Source organism: Terribacillus sp. FSL K6-0262 (genome assembly GCF_037977385.1).
Lineage (GTDB): Bacteria > Bacillota > Bacilli > Bacillales > Amphibacillaceae > Terribacillus.
Genome location: NZ_CP150277.1, coordinates 2,832,201 through 2,848,393 on the forward strand (window position 1 = coordinate 2,832,201; position 16,193 = coordinate 2,848,393).

The window sequence follows — 16,193 nt, forward strand, 5'->3', positions numbered from 1 at the left end:
GAAGTACGTAAAAGTTTACAAGGGGCTGAACATGTTGAGTAATATTTTAGCAATCAATGCTGGTAGTTCTTCACTAAAATTCCAGCTAATCCGCATGCCTGAGGAAGAAGTAAAGGCAGTGGGACTAGTAGAACGTATCGGACTGAAGGATTCCATCTTCACTATCAAATTCAATGGTGAAAAAGATGAAACAACTAAAGATATTGAAAATCATGAAGAAGCAGTAAAAATGTTGCTTGAGAAGCTGACTTCCACAGGTGTCATTTCTTCTTTGGACGAAATCGATGGAGTGGGTCACCGTGTCGTACATGGCGGAGAAAAATTCAGTGATTCTGTCCTCATCACGGACCAAGTGATGGAAGAGATCGCAGAAGTATCCGAGCTTGCACCATTACACAACCCAGCAAACTTGACAGGAATCCGTGCATTCAAGGAAATTCTTCCTGGCATTCCGTCTGTTGCTGTTTTCGATACAGCTTTCCATCAGACAATGCCTCCGGAATCATATCTATACAGCTTGCCATATGAGTATTATGAAAAATATGGTATCCGTAAATACGGTTTCCACGGCACAAGCCATAAATATGTGTCACAGCGTGCAGCGGAATTGCTTGATCGTCCAATCGAACAGCTGCGCCTGATCTCCTGTCACCTTGGTAACGGGGCCAGCATCGCTGCAATCGATGGCGGAAAATCCGTCGATACATCCATGGGCTTCACTCCGCTTGCCGGTGTAACCATGGGTACGCGCTCCGGTAATATCGACCCTGCACTAATTCCATTCATCATGCGCAAAACAGGCAAGACTGCTGATGAAGTATTGCATGTTTTGAACAAAGAAAGCGGAATGCTTGCACTGTCTGGTTTCTCCAGCGACTTGCGTGACATCCAGGACAAAGCGGATGCTGGTGATGATCGTGCGGAGCTCGCACTTGATGTATTCGCTGAGCGCATTCATAAATACCTTGGTTCTTATGCAGCACGCATGAGCGGTGTGGATGCGATCATCTTCACAGCCGGTGTCGGTGAGAACAGCATCGCTGTGCGTGAGCGAGTGCTTAAAGGTTTGGAATTCATGGGTGTATATTATGATCCATCCTTGAACAATGTACGCGGCAAAGAACAATTCCTGACTTATCCTCATTCCCCGGTGAAGGTAATCGTTATCCCGACAAACGAAGAAGTCATGATTGCAAGAGACACTGTTCGCCTATCCGAAGCAGTGACGAAATAAACCTTGACTCCATGCGGTTTATAGGCTTTTGATTAGTCGGGGTCAGAAGCAGATCAAGTGGATTTTTACCTTGATTTGCTCTCTGACTAACCAAGACCTAAATTATATCAACCTTTCTCTAATTATTAATTAGGGGGAGGTTTTTTATTTGCAAAATAATCCTAAATACGAAAAACAAGGAAGCATACTCGTTTAAAAAATACTACGATTGACGATGCAAGAGAAATTGTAATCCAAACTAAAAGCTAAAAGGATTAAGCAAAAATACAATTGATAATTATGAAAAATTGTTTAATGATTTTGACCGCTTTTTCGGTGAAGAGAAAATCCTGAATGGACAAATTTCTGACGTAACTAAACAGCTTAATAGCTTTAAGTAAAGTAGAATCTGAGTTAAAAAGAACTCTACTTCAATTAGGATTTCCCCCAAACTTAGATCATCTATATACTAGGAACTATAGTGAACTACTAGACAAAATTAGGAGTTCACATACTGAAGATCAATTACTGAAAGAAATAAACGAATATATGTGTAATTTATTTAATGATGAGGTTGTTGACAAAATTTTTATAGAATGGGAAAGTTATCACTCAATTAACAGGAGACGAAAAATCTTACATGAAATTATAGAGTGTCACAAACAGGGATTTTATTTTACATCTATTCCGACAGGCCTTGCTCAGATTGAAGGGAGTGTGATGGATGCTTTTAAAATCACTGGTGAAACGAAAAATGGAGCCCATTATATTATGCTGGAAGAGCTTTTAGAAACTGATTTTGAAAAAGAGGTACATGTTTTTTATACAGATCATATTAAAGGAAGTTTTATTTTAGGTGAAGATTTAAGAAATTCTATAGGTAGAAATGCGATACTTCACGGTTATGATACTAATTATGGTACTGAACTAAGTTCGTTAAAAGTCATTTTATTCTTAGACTATCTATTCAAGAGAATAGAACTTCTAGGTGATAGCGATATAAAACCTTTTTTAGAGAGGAATAGAAGTAGAATATTTAAATAAGGAGTATATAATTTTGTGTTTTAGATTTATCATAGAAATCTTCGGAACAATTGATAAGCAAGAGGCTCTTCAGAATTCCTTCGATCCATATTCTAATGGTGAAATTTAAATAAAACCAGTCTCTAACTTAATTGATACAATGAAAAGAGAACCTTCTAGGCTCTCTTTTTTTCGATTTTATGTAGAATATTTATAATTTCAGCAAATCCTATAAAGATAAAACCAGATACAAAAGAAGCTAGGAACCATGTAAGGAAAATTGACCACTGAAAGTCTAATACATCGTCCGCCAGTATTGTGCCAACAACTGCGCCTGCAACAATTATACCTATTCCTATACACATCATAGTTATAGAAATCGGGTTTTGAGGTATTTCTTCGACCTTTTATTCAGCAGACTCTTGCTTCACCGAGTTGTCCATTAAATCCCTCCTATCCATTTTCCCTTATTATATACTAATAACCCAAATAATTACATAGATGTTAAGTGATTTATGGTAAATTAGTAGTGGTACTTTTGGATATTCAAATATAGTAAAAGGAGAATCTTTATGAATAAGAAAATTACTATTTCATCAATAGTAGCGATTACCTTAGTTGTAGTTTCAGTAACATGGTATACATATTCTAATTTGGCAAGTGCTAGAGCCCAATTAGAAGATCAACAAAATGCATTAGAACAGGATAAGGATGATTTTAAGAAAGAACAAGAAAAATTTCAGAAAGATTTAGATGAGTTTAAATCGGATAAAGAACAATTCGAAAAAGATAAGGAATCGCTAGCAAGTGAGCAAAAAGAGCTTAAAAAGAAGGAAGAGGATATGGCTGTTCTTCAAGAGAACTCTGATCAAACTAATATCAACGAAACCCCAACGACTGAACCAGATATAACTGAAGAACCAACAACTCAAACTGAGCCACAACCTGTAGAAGAATCCCAAACTATTGAAACACCACAAGCAACAGAGAGCGAATATATACCAGAAACTGAGCCAACTATCACCGAAGGTCAGGAAATATATAATCAAATTGCTGAAATCGAATTAGCTTTATCCCAATTAGAAAGTGAAAAAAATAATTACCCTGAATGGTCAGAAGAGTATAGGAATGTAATAAGAGAACAGTTGGAATTATTAGAGAAAAAGAAAGAACTACTTCAGTAGGTGGTAGGGTATAAAAATAAGGAGCAGGTTTTACTGAACCAAATCAGACTCCTCCATTGATCTAGAGCTTGTTGAGCTTGAGGTACTACTAACTGGTTGCTTGAGTTGTTGTTAGCCATTTTGTGTCACCTCCTTAAGTAGATTGTGCGGAAGTATGGCGATTATTTATAGGGAATAAAACAGACAACCGATAGATATCGATTGTCTGTTTTATAAAAATATGAAAAAAGGCTGTATTTATTTAACACTTTTGGACTTCTTTTTTAATGGATAAATAGCAATTCTGAAAACCCCTAAGCAAACAGCAGCAATAATAAAACCTGTAAATCTATGTTCGTCTGCCACGAAGAAAAACACCAAAATTAGGGCTAAAACGAAAAGTATATATCCAGTAATCCAAAGTGCTTTGTAATTCATGTTGTTAGCCTCCCCTTTAGACTTACACATTAAATAACGTGATTGTATTGTCTCCAAGCTTTAGAAGTTTTTGTAGATAATAGTGTTTTTCTGGATTTTTCCTTATACAGTTTAACAGTTCTCTTTCTCCAAACATAATGTGGATCTGTATCTAAAGCAGTTCCATCTCTAACTTTGAAGTAACCAGTTTTAAGATTGTATTGCAGCCAAACGTTTGCCAGTGCTCCAGCTGCTACACCTATTTTTGGTATAGCACTAAGTATTGCTTGAGTTATTACTTGTGCTGAAGCTTTTCCATTTGCTGTTACTGTAACGTTACGGTACCCTGACCATGCCCAACTACCCTTTATAGCATTTATTGAAAAACCTGCTTCCTCAGAAGCAATCACTTGATCTTCTACATTGATCTCAACATTTGAATAGTCGGTTTCTACTTGATTGATTTCTTCCTCAGTTAAGTAGTCACTCTCTACATCTGTCTCATTTGTATTTAGATCGGTTGTGAATTCTTGTGTACCCTTGTTATCAGTAAGGATAGTGTGTAGCTTTCCATCTTGTTCTGATGTTTGGACATTGATCGTTTCACCATCTTCTTCGATGGTAAATTCAGTTGTTTCTCGCAAGCCTGTGTTCGCTTTCTGATTGGATTCTGCATGAGAGACACTTGCTCCTAATGGAACACCGACTAATACTAAAGCCATAGTAACAACAAAGCTGCGAAAAATTAATTTCAATCGTTAAACTTCCTTTTACTTTTATATGTAAATGATAAGATAATTATGAAGTATTTGTAAATGTAGTTTCATAGTTTAAAGTAAAACGGTTCCAATGTCCTTAAATATATAAATAATATAATAAAATATGAAATTATATTATGTCTTTATCCTTAGGAAATCTTGTCGAAATATTCCATGTAAGCATATCAAACAATTATGACGTTCTCGAAAATTGTTTTTTTGCTCTCCTTCAATATAATTATAGATAATACTTGGACAAACCATAACCTAAATGGTAAAATTATATAAATTAATAAGAGAAACGTTGATATAATGCTGTTTCATTCCCCGGTGAAGGTAATCGTTATCCCGACAAACGAAGAAGTCATGATTGCAAGAGACACTGTTCGCCTATCCGAAGCAGTGACGAAATAAATTAAGAAAAAAGCCGGTCCCGAGTTTGATGGGACTGGCTTTTTTGCATTTTTCACAGCCGGATCAGTGGTATACTGAGGACGAAAGCTAGTCTTACATATGAAATGGAGGTAAGCAGAATGAAGATTGGTGTACCGAAGGAAATCAAGAATAATGAAAACCGCGTTGCCATGGCTCCATCCGGTGTGACGCTCTTGCATGAAGCGGGGCATGAGGTATTTATCGAAACTGGCGCGGGCCTTGGCTCGGGGTTCACGGATGAGCAATACGAACAAGCTGGTGCAATCATCGTACCGACTGCCTCGGATGCGTGGAACAAAGAGATGGTCATGAAAGTCAAGGAGCCGCTGCCGGAGGAATATGATTATTTCTATGAAGGTCTCATCCTGTTCACATATCTGCACCTCGCGGCGGAAGGTTCTTTGACGAATGCATTGATTGAAAAGAAAGTTGTGGGTATCGCTTATGAAACGGTCCAGCTTGATGATCGATCCCTGCCGCTTCTCACCCCGATGAGTGAGGTTGCCGGGCGCATGGCGTCACAGATAGGTGCACAATTCCTGGAGAAACCCTATGGGGGAAGCGGGATCCTGATGTCTGGCATACCAGGAGTGAAGCGAGGCAAGGTCACGATCATTGGCGGCGGTGTAGTCGGAACGAACGCAGCCAAGATTGCCATCGGACTTGGAGCGGATGTCACGATAGTTGATTTGAGCCCGCAGCGTCTCCGGGATCTTGACGATTTATTCGGCAGCTCGATCAATACCGTTGTATCCAATCCGCTGAATATAGCCGAATCGGTCAAAGAATCAGATCTTGTCATCGGTGCTGTCCTCATACCGGGTGCCAAAGCACCGAAGCTCGTTACGGAAGAGATGATAGCCAGCATGAAACCAGGATCTGTCGTCGTCGATGTCGCGATTGATCAGGGAGGTATTTTTGCAACCACGGATAAAATCACAACCCATGATAATCCGACTTATACGAAGCATGATGTGCTGCATTATGCCGTCGCCAATATGCCTGGCGCCGTTCCCCGCACTTCCACGATCGGCCTGACAAATGTGACGGTTCCTTATGCGCTGCAGCTTGCGAATAAAGGCTATAGGAAAGCGTGCCTGGATAATCCGGCGCTCACAAAAGGGATTAATACGCTAGAAGGCTTTGTGACCTATGAAGCTGTGGCGGATGCGCATGGGCTGGCTTATAAATCAGCTGCTGCACTGCTTTAGATATAAATCAAGAGCACCTGCTTTGGGCAGGTGCTCTTGTGTTTTTGTATCAACCAATGATTTGCAATTCGCGTGGATAAGCCGTCAGTACATCCGGTCCATTCTTCGTAAGGAAGATATCATCCTCTATTCGGACACCGCCGACTCCAGGTAAATAGATGCCAGGCTCGATGGTATAGCACATACCCTCCTGCATAGGCTGGGTATTGTTGCTCGACAAGGAAGGGAATTCATGTACGCCGATTCCCAAGCCATGCCCGACACGGTGTGTGAAATATTCCCCGTACCCAGCTTGTTCGATGTGCCCTCGCGCAGCTTTATCGATCTCGGCTATGGCTGTACCGACACGTGATGCTGCTGTGGCTTTTTCAAGGGCGATGCGTACAGTATCGTGGATGTGCTGCTGATCGGCAGTTGCATGCTTATAGGCAACCGTGCGGGTGATATCTGAGCAGTAACCCTCGTATATGACTCCTAAATCGAATAAGACAAGGTCGCCAGGTGCAATCTGTTTGCTGTCCGGAGTTCCGTGAGGGGAAGCTGTTTTTGCACCGGAAAGGACCGTGGTCGCAAATGACATGCTCGTCACACCTTCTTGCTTCAAGGCATATTCAAGCTCGGCCACAATCTGCAGTTCGCTTTTTCCGGCTGCAATCGCTTCAATGCCTTTCCTGACACCGAAATCTGCCAATACAGCTGCTTGCTTCAGCAGATTATATTCCTTTTTGTCTTTGATGTTCCGCAGGTTCTGCAGAAGCTCCGTTGCATTCGCGAATGTCGTATCCGGCAGTATCTGCTGCAGCATTTCCAATCGAATCACGGACATATGGTCCTTTTCGATTCCCATGGATGCAGGGGTCCTGCCTCGCTCCTTTAGGTAGTCCTTCAATAGCTGCCAGACATCCTCATGATCATGATATGTAAGCATCTCTTCCTTCCAGCCTGCTTGAAGGGCATCTTCTTTCTCCATTGCCGGCAATATGAGCAGCGGTGCATCCTTTTGATCTGCGAAGACGGCTACCAGCCGTTCATGCGGATCTGTATAATAATTGCTCACATAATACACGTTCTCCATGGAGGTGATGAACACGCTGTCGGTGCTGTCATCCTTTAGGTTCTGTAGTAACGTATCGATTCTGTGTTGCATGAAAAAACCTCCTTTATCCCAGTATAGCAAAAAACGTATCACGTTTCTTCCGTATACAACTGTGGTACACTAAATGCGAAAAAATGAAAAAGGGGTTGTAGACTTGAAAATATCATTCCATGGACAAGCTGTCGTACAGATTGTCACAGAAAAACATACGATTTTGATCGACCCATTCATCACTGGAAATGGTACATGTGATTTACATGCAGAAGATGTTAATCCAGATGTCATTCTCCTGACACACGGTCATAACGACCATGTGGGAGATACAGTTTCGATTGCCAAACGGACCGGCGCACTTGTCGTGGCACCGAACGAATTGGCGGTATACTTAGGGAACCAGGGATTGAAAACACATCCAATGGGAATCGGCGGAGCGCATGAATTCGAATTCGGACGTGTGAAACTGACACAGGCATTCCACAGCAGTGCCATTACAGACGAAGACGGCAATACCCACTATATGGGGATGCCGACGGGGATCCTGTTCACCGCAGAAGGCAAAACGATCTATCATGCTGGGGATACAGGTTTATTCTCTGATATGAAAATGATCGGAGAGATGAACGACATCGATGTGGCATTGCTCCCGATAGGGGATAATTTCACAATGGGACCTGAGGATGCACTGATTGCCGCTGAATGGGTCAAGGCAAAGAAAGTCATTCCGATCCATTACAATACGTTCCCGTTGATCGAACAGGACGGAGCGGCATTTGCTGAAAAAGTAAAACCTGGCCAAGGTATCCATCTGGAACCAGGACAATCGATCACTATCTAAAGAAAACAGCACCCTTTTGAAAGGGTGTTGTTTTTTTATCTGTTATAGTAAGTGAATTTGTATTTTGTCGTATTTTGCTAGGAGATTAGCTATTTTTCATCTGAAATTGAAACCTTTACGTAAAAACTGTACAATAACAATAGAAAAATAAAGACTAGTACAGATGAGAGCATGGTGAAGGAATGTCGACAAAACATGACCAGATAATTAAATATATTGAGAACCTCCCTGTGGGCGGGAAGATATCCGTACGGGCAATCGCCAAGGAATTGAATGTAAGTGAGGGGACGGCATACCGCGCCATCAAAGAAGCGGAGAATAAAGGACTTGTCAGTACGATAGAACGCGTAGGGACAGTAAGGATCGAGACTAAGATCAGGGATAATTTTGACCGCCTTTCTTTTGCGGAAATCATCGGTATCGTGGATGGTCAAGTGCTTGGAGGCCGAGGCGGCCTGCATAAGACTCTGAATAAATTCGTCATCGGTGCGATGGAGCTTGACGCTATGATGCGCTATACCCAAAAGGATGCCTTGCTGATTGTCGGGAATCGGATCGAAGCACATGAACTGGCCATCAAAGAAGGAGCGGCTGTCCTTATAACAGGAGGGTTTGACACCGATGATCGAATCAAGAGGCTGGCAGATGAAAAGGAATTGCCTGTCATATCGACGAGCTATGACACATTTACGGTAGCGGAACTGATCAACCGGGCCATTTACGATCAGATGATCAAAAAAGAGATCATCGTAGTGGAAGATATATATACGCCATTGCAGCATACATATTATTTACAGGAAACCGATACGCTCGAAAAATGGTATCGATTCAATGAAGAAACAACACATACACGCTATCCGGTGACAAATGGTGCAACAAAAGTGACGGGAATGGTCACATCAAAGGATATCATCAATAAAGACCGGCAGCAGTCAGTCGCAAAAGCAATGACGAAAAACCCGCTGACAGTCCAAAAGCATACCACGCTTGCATATGCGGCACATATGATGGTTTGGGAAGGTATCGAAATCATCCCTGTTGTCGATCAGCAGCATAAACTGCAGGGCTTGATCTCCAGACAGGACGTCCTTAAAGCGCTTCAGCAAATCCAGCTTCAGCCCCAAATCGGGGAAACGATCGAAGATTTGGTGACCAGGGAAATCGATTTGCTGGAGGATGAGGAGCAGGACATCGTATTTCAAGGGAAGGTGACGCCGCAAATGACGAATCAGCTGGGCAGCTTATCCACCGGAGTCCTGACAACGTTCGTCACCGAAGCGAGCAGGCGTTTTGTCCGGAAGATGAAAAAGGGGGATATGGTGGTGGATAACATATCCGTCTACTTTCTGCGTCCCATCCAGCTGGATAGTACGATCCTGATCAAACCCCGTATCCTGGAGGTTGGACGGAAGCTGGCAAAAATGGATGTGGAAGTGTATAGTAACAAGAAGACATTAGTTGCAAAGGCGCTGCTCATGGCACAGCTATTGGATCGCTGAGCATGCATGGAGGGGATATGATGCACGATAGAATCCTGGAAAGAATCAAAGCATACGACACAATCATCATTCAGCGGCACGTCCGGCCGGATCCGGATGCATACGGATCCCAGGGAGGCTTGGGTGAAATCATCAAGGCATCCTTTCCTGATAAGCAGGTTTGGATCGTAGGGGATGAGGACCCATCTTTGACTTTTTTGGCGGAGATGGATACGATTTCAGATAACGTATTTGAAGATGCGCTTGTCATTATCTGTGATGCTGCAAACCAGCCTCGTATTTCAGATCAAAGATACAAGCTTGCCAAGGAAATCATCAAAATCGATCATCATCCGGAAGTGGACCGCTATGGAGATATCCAATGGGTTGTTCCAACTGCGAGTTCAACAAGCGAAATGGTATACGAGCTGTATGCATCCCATCCTGAACTGAAGCTGACGACTCGGGGGGCGATGCTGTTATATGCAGGTATAGTCGGTGACACGGGTCGCTTTTTATTCCCATCGACGAGTGAGAAGACATTCCATTATGCAGGGGAATTGATCAAGTATCCATTCGACCGGACGAAATTATATGAAAGACTGTATGCGTCCCGTCAGGATGTCGCCAGACTGCAAGGTTATATCCTGCAGAACTTTACCTTGCATGAAACCGGTGTCTGTGCCATCCGCCTTACAAAAGATATCCTGGCATCCTACCGAGTGACTTCTTTGGAGACGAGTCAGCTTGTCGGTACGATTGCCAATATCGAAGGTGTGCTGGCCTGGCTCTTTTTTGTGGAAGAGGAAGATCAAATCCGGGTGCGCGTCCGCTCAAAAGGACCTGTGATCAATGGCTTGGCCGGTAAGTATAATGGCGGCGGCCACGTATTTGCTTCCGGTGCAACTGTTTACAGCTGGGATGAAGCTGCCAAGCTTGAGCGGGATTTGCAGGAAATCTGCCGTCATTTCGAGGTGAATTAAGCATCCGTCTCCACTGTCACTGTCAAGTAGAGGATCTCGGATATGATCAGCTGCTTGACAGCGACCTTGAACCGGAAACTGTCCACCTCATAAACCTTATTCTCGATTGCCCCCAGCAATAACGGGGTGCTTTGGATGGCGCCGTTTACACTGCGGCCGATCATATGCCGTGCCTCCTCCTTGATTGCTTCTTTCAGCTCGTGCTCAATCAGTTTGTCCAGCTCCAGGCTCTCATCCGTTTCCAAATCAACGGTGATTTCATCGATTAGAAGTCCTTCCTGCTGCAGTTCATTCATTTCTTCATTATTATCCTTCAATACTTCGATATCCCGTTCCAAGTCATGGATTGTCCCTTCCATTTCCACTTTTTCTTTCACCCAGTCTTCATAAAGGGTCCCGTACATGAATAAAAAGACAAAATAGGAAATGATACCGCCAAGGAAAAAGCCAACCAAGAACCGCTGCCAGCCGCTTTGCTTATAAATCGGCGGTATCCGCATCAGGAGATATCCTCCTGGATGAACCATCCTATGATCAATAGTGCCGTTTTAACGCCGCCCATGGCAGCGACAATGATCAGGATCTGTTTAATGACGTCAAAGGTTGCTCCCTGATATATCCCTTTTTCAAAATTACTGATAGCGTCGAATGTCCCTCCGATCGCAGCGATGATTGCCCAAATCCGGATGCCGTTGGAGATGCGTTTGATGGCGGTCAGCGGCGGTTCGCCGGTAGCGAAGGCTCCGATGCTGCCGATGAAGCACCCTCCGATCATTACACCGAGCGCGATGAAATAGCAGTGCATCATTGAAATGATTACGCGTTCTTCCATGCTGAGACTCCTTTTCATGTTCTTTTTCTACCCTATGGCAGCAGCGGACAAGTTATGTTAGTCATTTCAATGTATGTCGGAATTCGTATATAATGGAGAGAGTGTAAAAAAGGACGGTAATGATGTATGGCGTTTACGCATCTGCAAATCAGAAGCAGCTACAGCTTCTATCAAAGTACAATTAAAATTCCACAACTAGTAAAGAAGGCCAAAGAAGCAGGCTTTGACGCACTTGCACTGACGGATGACAGTGTCATGTATGGCGTTGTGCCGTTTTACCGAGCGTGCTTGGATGCCGGTATAAAGCCGATCATTGGTATCCATGCTCCTATCGAGGCAGAGGGGCAGGTGGTGAAAACACTCTTGCTGGCTGAAAATGATATCGGTTATCAGCATTTGGCGGAATTAAGTACATATCTTCAAACGAACGAAATCCCGCACTTGCCGCTTGCTTCCCTGCAAGCATATGCGAATGGAGTCATCGCCATCATCCCGACGCACACGATGATCCAATTGCAGGTGGAACCATGGCGATCCATATTCGGTGAGAGGCTGTATGCTGGTATCAGTCCGGATGAAGTGCGTTACCTCGATGATCGAATGCTGGCCGATTGGCAGCACGAACACGCACTTCGCTTTGCGGCTACTGGCGATGTCCGCTATTTGCAGGAAGAGGATATGGATGCCTATCATTGTCTGCTTGCAATAGAGGAGGGAGCAAGCTGGGAGCCGGCACAATCGTCTCAAGGATTGCTGCACCATTTGCGCACCCGTGAAGAAATGGAGCAGCTTTCCGATAGTGCTTTATGGAAAGAGGCGCTGCTCGAAGCGGGTTCCATAGCAGAGCGCTGTACAATCCAGCTGCAGTTCGACCAGCGTCATTTGCCGGCATATCCGGTTCCCCGCGGCAGGAATGCCGAGACCTATTTAAGGGAAATCTGCGAGCAGCGCCTAAAGGATTTATACAGGGATCGGCAGGATGCCAAAGAGAGACTGGATTATGAACTTGGCGTAATCAAGGATATGGGCTTCAGTGATTACTTCCTCATCGTTTGGGATTTTGTCCGCTATGCGAAGGAACACGGTATCCGGGTAGGGCCGGGAAGGGGATCGGCAGCGGGATCCCTCGTTGCCTATGTGCTTGGTATAACCGCGGTGGATCCGCTGGCCTATGATCTTTTGTTCGAGCGATTCCTGAACCCGGAAAGGATCTCCATGCCGGATATCGATATTGATTTCTCTGATTATCGCAGGGACGAGGTCATTCGTTATGTGCACAGCAAATATGGCTCGGATCATGTGGCGCAAATCATTACATTCGGCACCTTTGCCGCCCGATCTCTCCTCCGGGAGTTGATCAAGACGATGGAGATTCCGCAGGCAGATGCCGCCTATCTGCTTAAAATGATTCCGCATAATATATCCTCTTTATCTGCCGGTCTGCGTGCTTCGGAGGAACTCACAGCCTATGTCAGGGATTCCGAACAGCTGAAGCGGCTGTTCCGGATCGGTGTCAAACTGGAGGGGCTGCCGCGTCATGTATCGACACATGCTGCAGGTATCGTCATCAGCGCCGACCCGCTAGTGAAAACAGTCCCGCTTGCATCAGGGCACGATGAGGTGGCGCTGACCCAATTTGCCATGAAGGAATTGGAACAGCTTGGTTTGTTGAAGATGGATTTTCTCGGTCTACGTAATTTGACGCTGATGGATCATGTCCTCAATGGCTTGCCGAAGAAGCCGGATATGGATGCCGTCCCGCTTGATGATGAAGCAACCTTCCGCCTGTTCCGTGAAGGGCGCACGAATGGTGTGTTCCAATTTGAATCAAGCGGCATGAAGCAGGTGCTGCGGCAGCTGAAACCATCTGCATTCGAAGATATCGTTGCAGTCAACGCTTTGTACCGGCCGGGTCCGATGAGTTATATTCCCGTTTTCATCCGGCGGAAGCACGGACAGGAAACGATCAGTTATCCACACGCCAATCTGACCCCGATTTTGGAGAAAACATATGGTGTGCTCGTCTATCAAGAGCAAATTATGCAAATTGCCGCTTCCATGGCGGGCTATAAGCTGGGAGAGGCAGATTTGCTCCGTCGGGCAGTCAGTAAAAAAGATGCCGATGTATTGGCCAAAGAAGAAAACCGCTTCCTATCCGGCTGTATAGAAAATGGATACAGCGCCGATACTGCCAGGGAAGTATTTTCCTGGATCGTGAAGTTTGCCAACTATGGCTTCAATCGCAGCCATGCCGTCGCCTATAGCTTTCTTGCCTATCAGCTGGCATATTTGAAGGCGCATTTCCCTGCTAACTTTTTTGCTGAATTGATGAGCGGCGTTGCAAACCAGCCTGAGAAAATCCGTCAGTATATGCGGGAAGCTGCTGACAGCGGTATTAAGGTTTTGGGTCCGTCCATCAATAAAAGCTTCGGTAAATATACGGTAGAGAACAAGAACATCAGGATGGGCTTGCTGGCGATCAAGGGCATTGGGGCCCAAGTGGCCCGAGCTATCATACAGGCTCGAAAAGACGGTCCGTTCAAGCATCTCTTCGATTTCTGCATTCGGGTCTCCTTGAATAAATCGGCATTGGAGCAGCTCGTTTTAGCCGGTGCCTTCGATGATATGAATGATAACAGAGCTGCAGTCCTGGCTACGATAGACAATGCGATGGAGCAGGCGGAACTGTTCAAGGAATTGTACGAGCAGCCGTCGCTGTTGGGGGAAGTGGAATTCGAAGCTGCTTATGCCGAGCAGGAGCCCTTTTCGCCGATGAAGACATTAAGGCACGAAAAAGAAGTTCTGGGCTTGTATATTTCCAGCCATCCACTCGCAAGCTATCGGGGTGATCTCCGCAGCAGTGGTCATATTACAATACAGCAGCTTGAAACGCTGCCATTGAAAAAACAAGTGCGATTGGCTGCTGTCCTGCTTCACCAGCGGACCATCAGGACCAAAAAGGGACAGCCGATGGCGTTCCTCACTCTCGGTGACGAAACCGGTGAAATGGAAGCTGTTGTATTTCCGGATTTGCATCGGCAGGTCGGCCGTTTCCTGGAAGAAGAAGCACTGCTTGATTTGACCGGCAGGCTGGAGGAAAGAAATGGGGAAAGACAGCTGATTTTACAGGAAGGGCGGCAATTCCGGGAAGATATGCTTGAACATAGCAAGGAGCGGCTTTTCATCAGGTATGATGATATCGATGAAGAGGAAGTTCTTGAAATAGTCCGTGAATGCTCCAAGCAGCATCCAGGCAATGTTCCAGTCATTGTGGTCCACAAGGAGACGCGTAAAAGCTATCAGCTTTCCGAAGCATATCATCTTGAGCTGAATCAACGGACCCTGGGAGAGCTAAGGAAGCGTTTCGGCAAGGAGAATGTCGCTGTGTCGGGTCATGGATGATTCGCCTTCCTTTACAGAGCTGAAAGATGTCCCTATAATGAGTAAACGTCTGCACAGACCGTCATGTCATAAATTACACAAAGGATGATAAAATATGTCCAATCTACGAGAAGATGCATTGAAAATACACCGTGAAAACAAAGGGAAACTGACAATGAAGTCGAAGATCCCGGTTCGCAATGCGACGGATCTGAGCCTTGCTTATTCACCTGGTGTGGCGGAGCCTTGTAAGGAAATCCACCAAAACAAGGATGACGTCTACGAATATACAATGAAAGGCAACATGGTTGCGGTTGTCAGTGACGGCTCTGCCGTGCTTGGCCTTGGCAACATCGGTCCGGAAGCAGCGCTGCCGGTCATGGAAGGGAAATCCGTCCTTTTCCAAAGCTTCGCAGGCGTCGACAGCTTCCCGATCGTTTTGGATACAAACGACGTGGATGAAATCGTCCGCACCGTGAAATTGATGGCGCCGACATTCGGCGGTGTGAACCTGGAAGATATCTCCGCTCCGCGCTGCTTCGAAATCGAAGAACGTTTGAAAGCTGAAACGGATATCCCGGTATTCCACGATGATCAGCACGGTACTGCAATCGTAACGGTTGCTGGTTTGCTGAATGCATTGAAATTGGTCGGCAAAAGCTTTGATAACATCAAGGTCGTAGCCAACGGTGCCGGTGCTGCCGGTATCGCGATCATCGAGCTCCTTCACAGCCTTGGCGTGAACAACGTCATCATGTGTGATTCCAAAGGGATGATCTACGAAGGCCGTCCAGAGGGCATGAACAAAATGAAAGACCGTGTGGCGAAAATCACGAACCGCGACCGTCAGGCTGGCAGCCTGTCCGATGCGATCAAGGATGCGGATGTGTTCATCGGGGTATCTTTGGCCAACCTATTATCCAAGGATGATGTGCGCAGCATGGCAAAAGATCCGATCATCTTCGCGATGGCGAACCCGGATCCGGAAATCCTGCCTGATGATGCGAAAGCAGCAGGTGCCCGCGTCATCGGAACCGGCCGTTCCGACTTCCCGAACCAGGTGAACAATGTACTTGCCTTCCCTGGTATCTTCCGCGGTGCCTTGGATGTCCGCGCGACTGGCATCAACGAAGAAATGAAAATCGCCGCTGCCAAAGCGATTGCCGAATTGATCGATGAGAGCGACTTGAACGAAGATTACGTCATCCCGGCTCCATTCGATCCGCGCGTTGCACCGGCAGTAGCGAAAGCAGTGGCAAAAGCAGCGATGGATACCGGCGTCAACCGTATCACGGTCGATCCGGAAGAAGTGGCCGAAAAGACTCGTCAGCTTACAATCATCGACGAAGATTGATATCCAACCTGCGC

General features: G+C 45.1%; 14 protein-coding genes. 9 read left to right on the top strand and 5 right to left on the bottom strand.

From position 1 onward, the window contains the following. The first annotated feature begins 34 nt into the window (after nt 1–34). The 3 genes from MHI54_RS14455 to MHI54_RS14465 all read left to right on the top strand — a co-directional run bounded on the left by MHI54_RS14455 (nt 35) and on the right by MHI54_RS14465 (nt 3,420). The gene (locus MHI54_RS14455) at nt 35–1,234 is read left to right on the top strand and encodes an acetate kinase (protein ID WP_340082962.1); all 1,200 of its coding nucleotides are present in this window, start codon (nt 35–37) and stop codon (nt 1,232–1,234) included. Between the two features lie 528 nt (nt 1,235–1,762). Next, nucleotides 1,763–2,257, top strand: coding sequence for a hypothetical protein (locus MHI54_RS14460; RefSeq protein WP_340081947.1), 495 nt, complete (start codon nt 1,763–1,765; stop codon nt 2,255–2,257). A gap of 551 nt (nt 2,258–2,808) precedes the next feature. Beyond that, nucleotides 2,809–3,420, top strand: a complete 612-nt coding sequence (locus MHI54_RS14465; RefSeq protein ID WP_340081948.1) for a hypothetical protein — start codon at nt 2,809–2,811, stop codon at nt 3,418–3,420. Nucleotides 3,421–3,657: 237 nt separating this feature from the next. Here MHI54_RS14465 and MHI54_RS14470 read toward each other — a convergent pair whose 3' ends face one another. Beyond that, on the bottom strand, nt 3,658–3,837 hold the full coding sequence (locus MHI54_RS14470) for a hypothetical protein (RefSeq protein ID WP_340081949.1): 180 nt from the start codon (nt 3,835–3,837) through the stop codon (nt 3,658–3,660). A gap of 29 nt (nt 3,838–3,866) precedes the next feature. Further along, entirely contained in the window at nt 3,867–4,571 is a 705-nt protein-coding gene (locus MHI54_RS14475) for a hypothetical protein (protein WP_340081950.1), read from the bottom strand. Nucleotides 4,572–5,107: 536 nt separating this feature from the next. Between MHI54_RS14475 and ald the strand changes: the two genes are divergently transcribed. Then, nucleotides 5,108–6,220: an alanine dehydrogenase gene (gene ald / locus MHI54_RS14480; protein WP_340081951.1), complete on the top strand. Its 1,113-nt coding sequence runs from the start codon at nt 5,108–5,110 to the stop codon at nt 6,218–6,220. A 49-nt stretch (nt 6,221–6,269) separates the two neighbouring features. Here ald and MHI54_RS14485 read toward each other — a convergent pair whose 3' ends face one another. Next, nucleotides 6,270–7,367 carry a Xaa-Pro peptidase family protein gene (locus MHI54_RS14485; protein ID WP_095217295.1) on the bottom strand — a complete coding sequence of 366 codons (1,098 nt, stop codon included), beginning with the start codon at nt 7,365–7,367 and terminating at the stop codon, nt 6,270–6,272. A gap of 103 nt (nt 7,368–7,470) precedes the next feature. Here MHI54_RS14485 and MHI54_RS14490 point away from each other — a divergent pair, with 103 nt between their 5' ends. The 3 genes from MHI54_RS14490 (at nt 7,471) to MHI54_RS14500 (ending at nt 10,612) form a co-directional block, all read left to right on the top strand. Further along, entirely contained in the window at nt 7,471–8,151 is a 681-nt protein-coding gene (locus MHI54_RS14490) for a metal-dependent hydrolase (RefSeq protein ID WP_095217294.1), read from the top strand. Nucleotides 8,152–8,333: 182 nt separating this feature from the next. Beyond that, nucleotides 8,334–9,650 (top strand): DRTGG domain-containing protein, encoded by a 1,317-nt coding sequence (locus MHI54_RS14495; RefSeq protein ID WP_095217293.1) that lies wholly within the window; start codon nt 8,334–8,336, stop codon nt 9,648–9,650. Between the two features lie 20 nt (nt 9,651–9,670). Next, nucleotides 9,671–10,612, top strand: a complete 942-nt coding sequence (locus MHI54_RS14500) for a bifunctional oligoribonuclease/PAP phosphatase NrnA (RefSeq protein ID WP_095217292.1) — start codon at nt 9,671–9,673, stop codon at nt 10,610–10,612. Here the strand turns inward: MHI54_RS14500 and ytrI are convergent. Together ytrI and MHI54_RS14510 are read right to left on the bottom strand one after the other, a co-directional pair. Next, nucleotides 10,609–11,112, bottom strand: a complete 504-nt coding sequence (ytrI, locus tag MHI54_RS14505) for a sporulation membrane protein YtrI (RefSeq protein WP_095217291.1) — start codon at nt 11,110–11,112, stop codon at nt 10,609–10,611. The genes MHI54_RS14500 and ytrI overlap by 4 nt on opposite strands. Next, complete coding sequence (locus MHI54_RS14510; RefSeq protein WP_093728189.1) at nt 11,112–11,444, bottom strand: YtrH family sporulation protein; 333 nt, start codon at nt 11,442–11,444, stop codon at nt 11,112–11,114. Before MHI54_RS14510 ends, ytrI begins: the two co-directional genes overlap by 1 nt. Before the next feature lie 126 nt (nt 11,445–11,570). On the opposite strand from MHI54_RS14510, the gene dnaE reads away from it, so the two are divergent. Together dnaE and MHI54_RS14520 are read left to right on the top strand one after the other, a co-directional pair. Continuing rightward, nucleotides 11,571–14,846 carry a DNA polymerase III subunit alpha gene (dnaE, locus tag MHI54_RS14515; RefSeq protein WP_340081952.1) on the top strand — a complete coding sequence of 1,092 codons (3,276 nt, stop codon included), beginning with the start codon at nt 11,571–11,573 and terminating at the stop codon, nt 14,844–14,846. Nucleotides 14,847–14,940: 94 nt separating this feature from the next. Continuing rightward, on the top strand, nt 14,941–16,179 hold the full coding sequence (locus tag MHI54_RS14520) for a malic enzyme-like NAD(P)-binding protein (protein ID WP_340081953.1): 1,239 nt from the start codon (nt 14,941–14,943) through the stop codon (nt 16,177–16,179). Nucleotides 16,180–16,193 lie beyond the last annotated feature (14 nt).

What these genes read in the sequence shown, in the direction of transcription:
- MHI54_RS14460 (WP_340081947.1), top strand. Translation starts at nt 1,763, where the DNA reads ATGTGTAATTTATTTAATGATGAGGTTGTTGACAAAATTTTTATAGAA.
- MHI54_RS14465 (WP_340081948.1), top strand. Translation starts at nt 2,809, where the DNA reads ATGAATAAGAAAATTACTATTTCATCAATAGTAGCGATTACCTTAGTT.
- MHI54_RS14470 (WP_340081949.1), bottom strand. Translation starts at nt 3,837, where the DNA reads ATGAATTACAAAGCACTTTGGATTACTGGATATATACTTTTCGTTTTA.
- ald (WP_340081951.1), top strand. Translation starts at nt 5,108, where the DNA reads ATGAAGATTGGTGTACCGAAGGAAATCAAGAATAATGAAAACCGCGTT.
- MHI54_RS14485 (WP_095217295.1), bottom strand. Translation starts at nt 7,367, where the DNA reads ATGCAACACAGAATCGATACGTTACTACAGAACCTAAAGGATGACAGC.
- MHI54_RS14495 (WP_095217293.1), top strand. Translation starts at nt 8,334, where the DNA reads ATGTCGACAAAACATGACCAGATAATTAAATATATTGAGAACCTCCCT.
- MHI54_RS14500 (WP_095217292.1), top strand. Translation starts at nt 9,671, where the DNA reads ATGCACGATAGAATCCTGGAAAGAATCAAAGCATACGACACAATCATC.
- ytrI (WP_095217291.1), bottom strand. Translation starts at nt 11,112, where the DNA reads ATGCGGATACCGCCGATTTATAAGCAAAGCGGCTGGCAGCGGTTCTTG.
- MHI54_RS14510 (WP_093728189.1), bottom strand. Translation starts at nt 11,444, where the DNA reads ATGGAAGAACGCGTAATCATTTCAATGATGCACTGCTATTTCATCGCG.
- dnaE (WP_340081952.1), top strand. Translation starts at nt 11,571, where the DNA reads ATGGCGTTTACGCATCTGCAAATCAGAAGCAGCTACAGCTTCTATCAA.
- MHI54_RS14520 (WP_340081953.1), top strand. Translation starts at nt 14,941, where the DNA reads ATGTCCAATCTACGAGAAGATGCATTGAAAATACACCGTGAAAACAAA.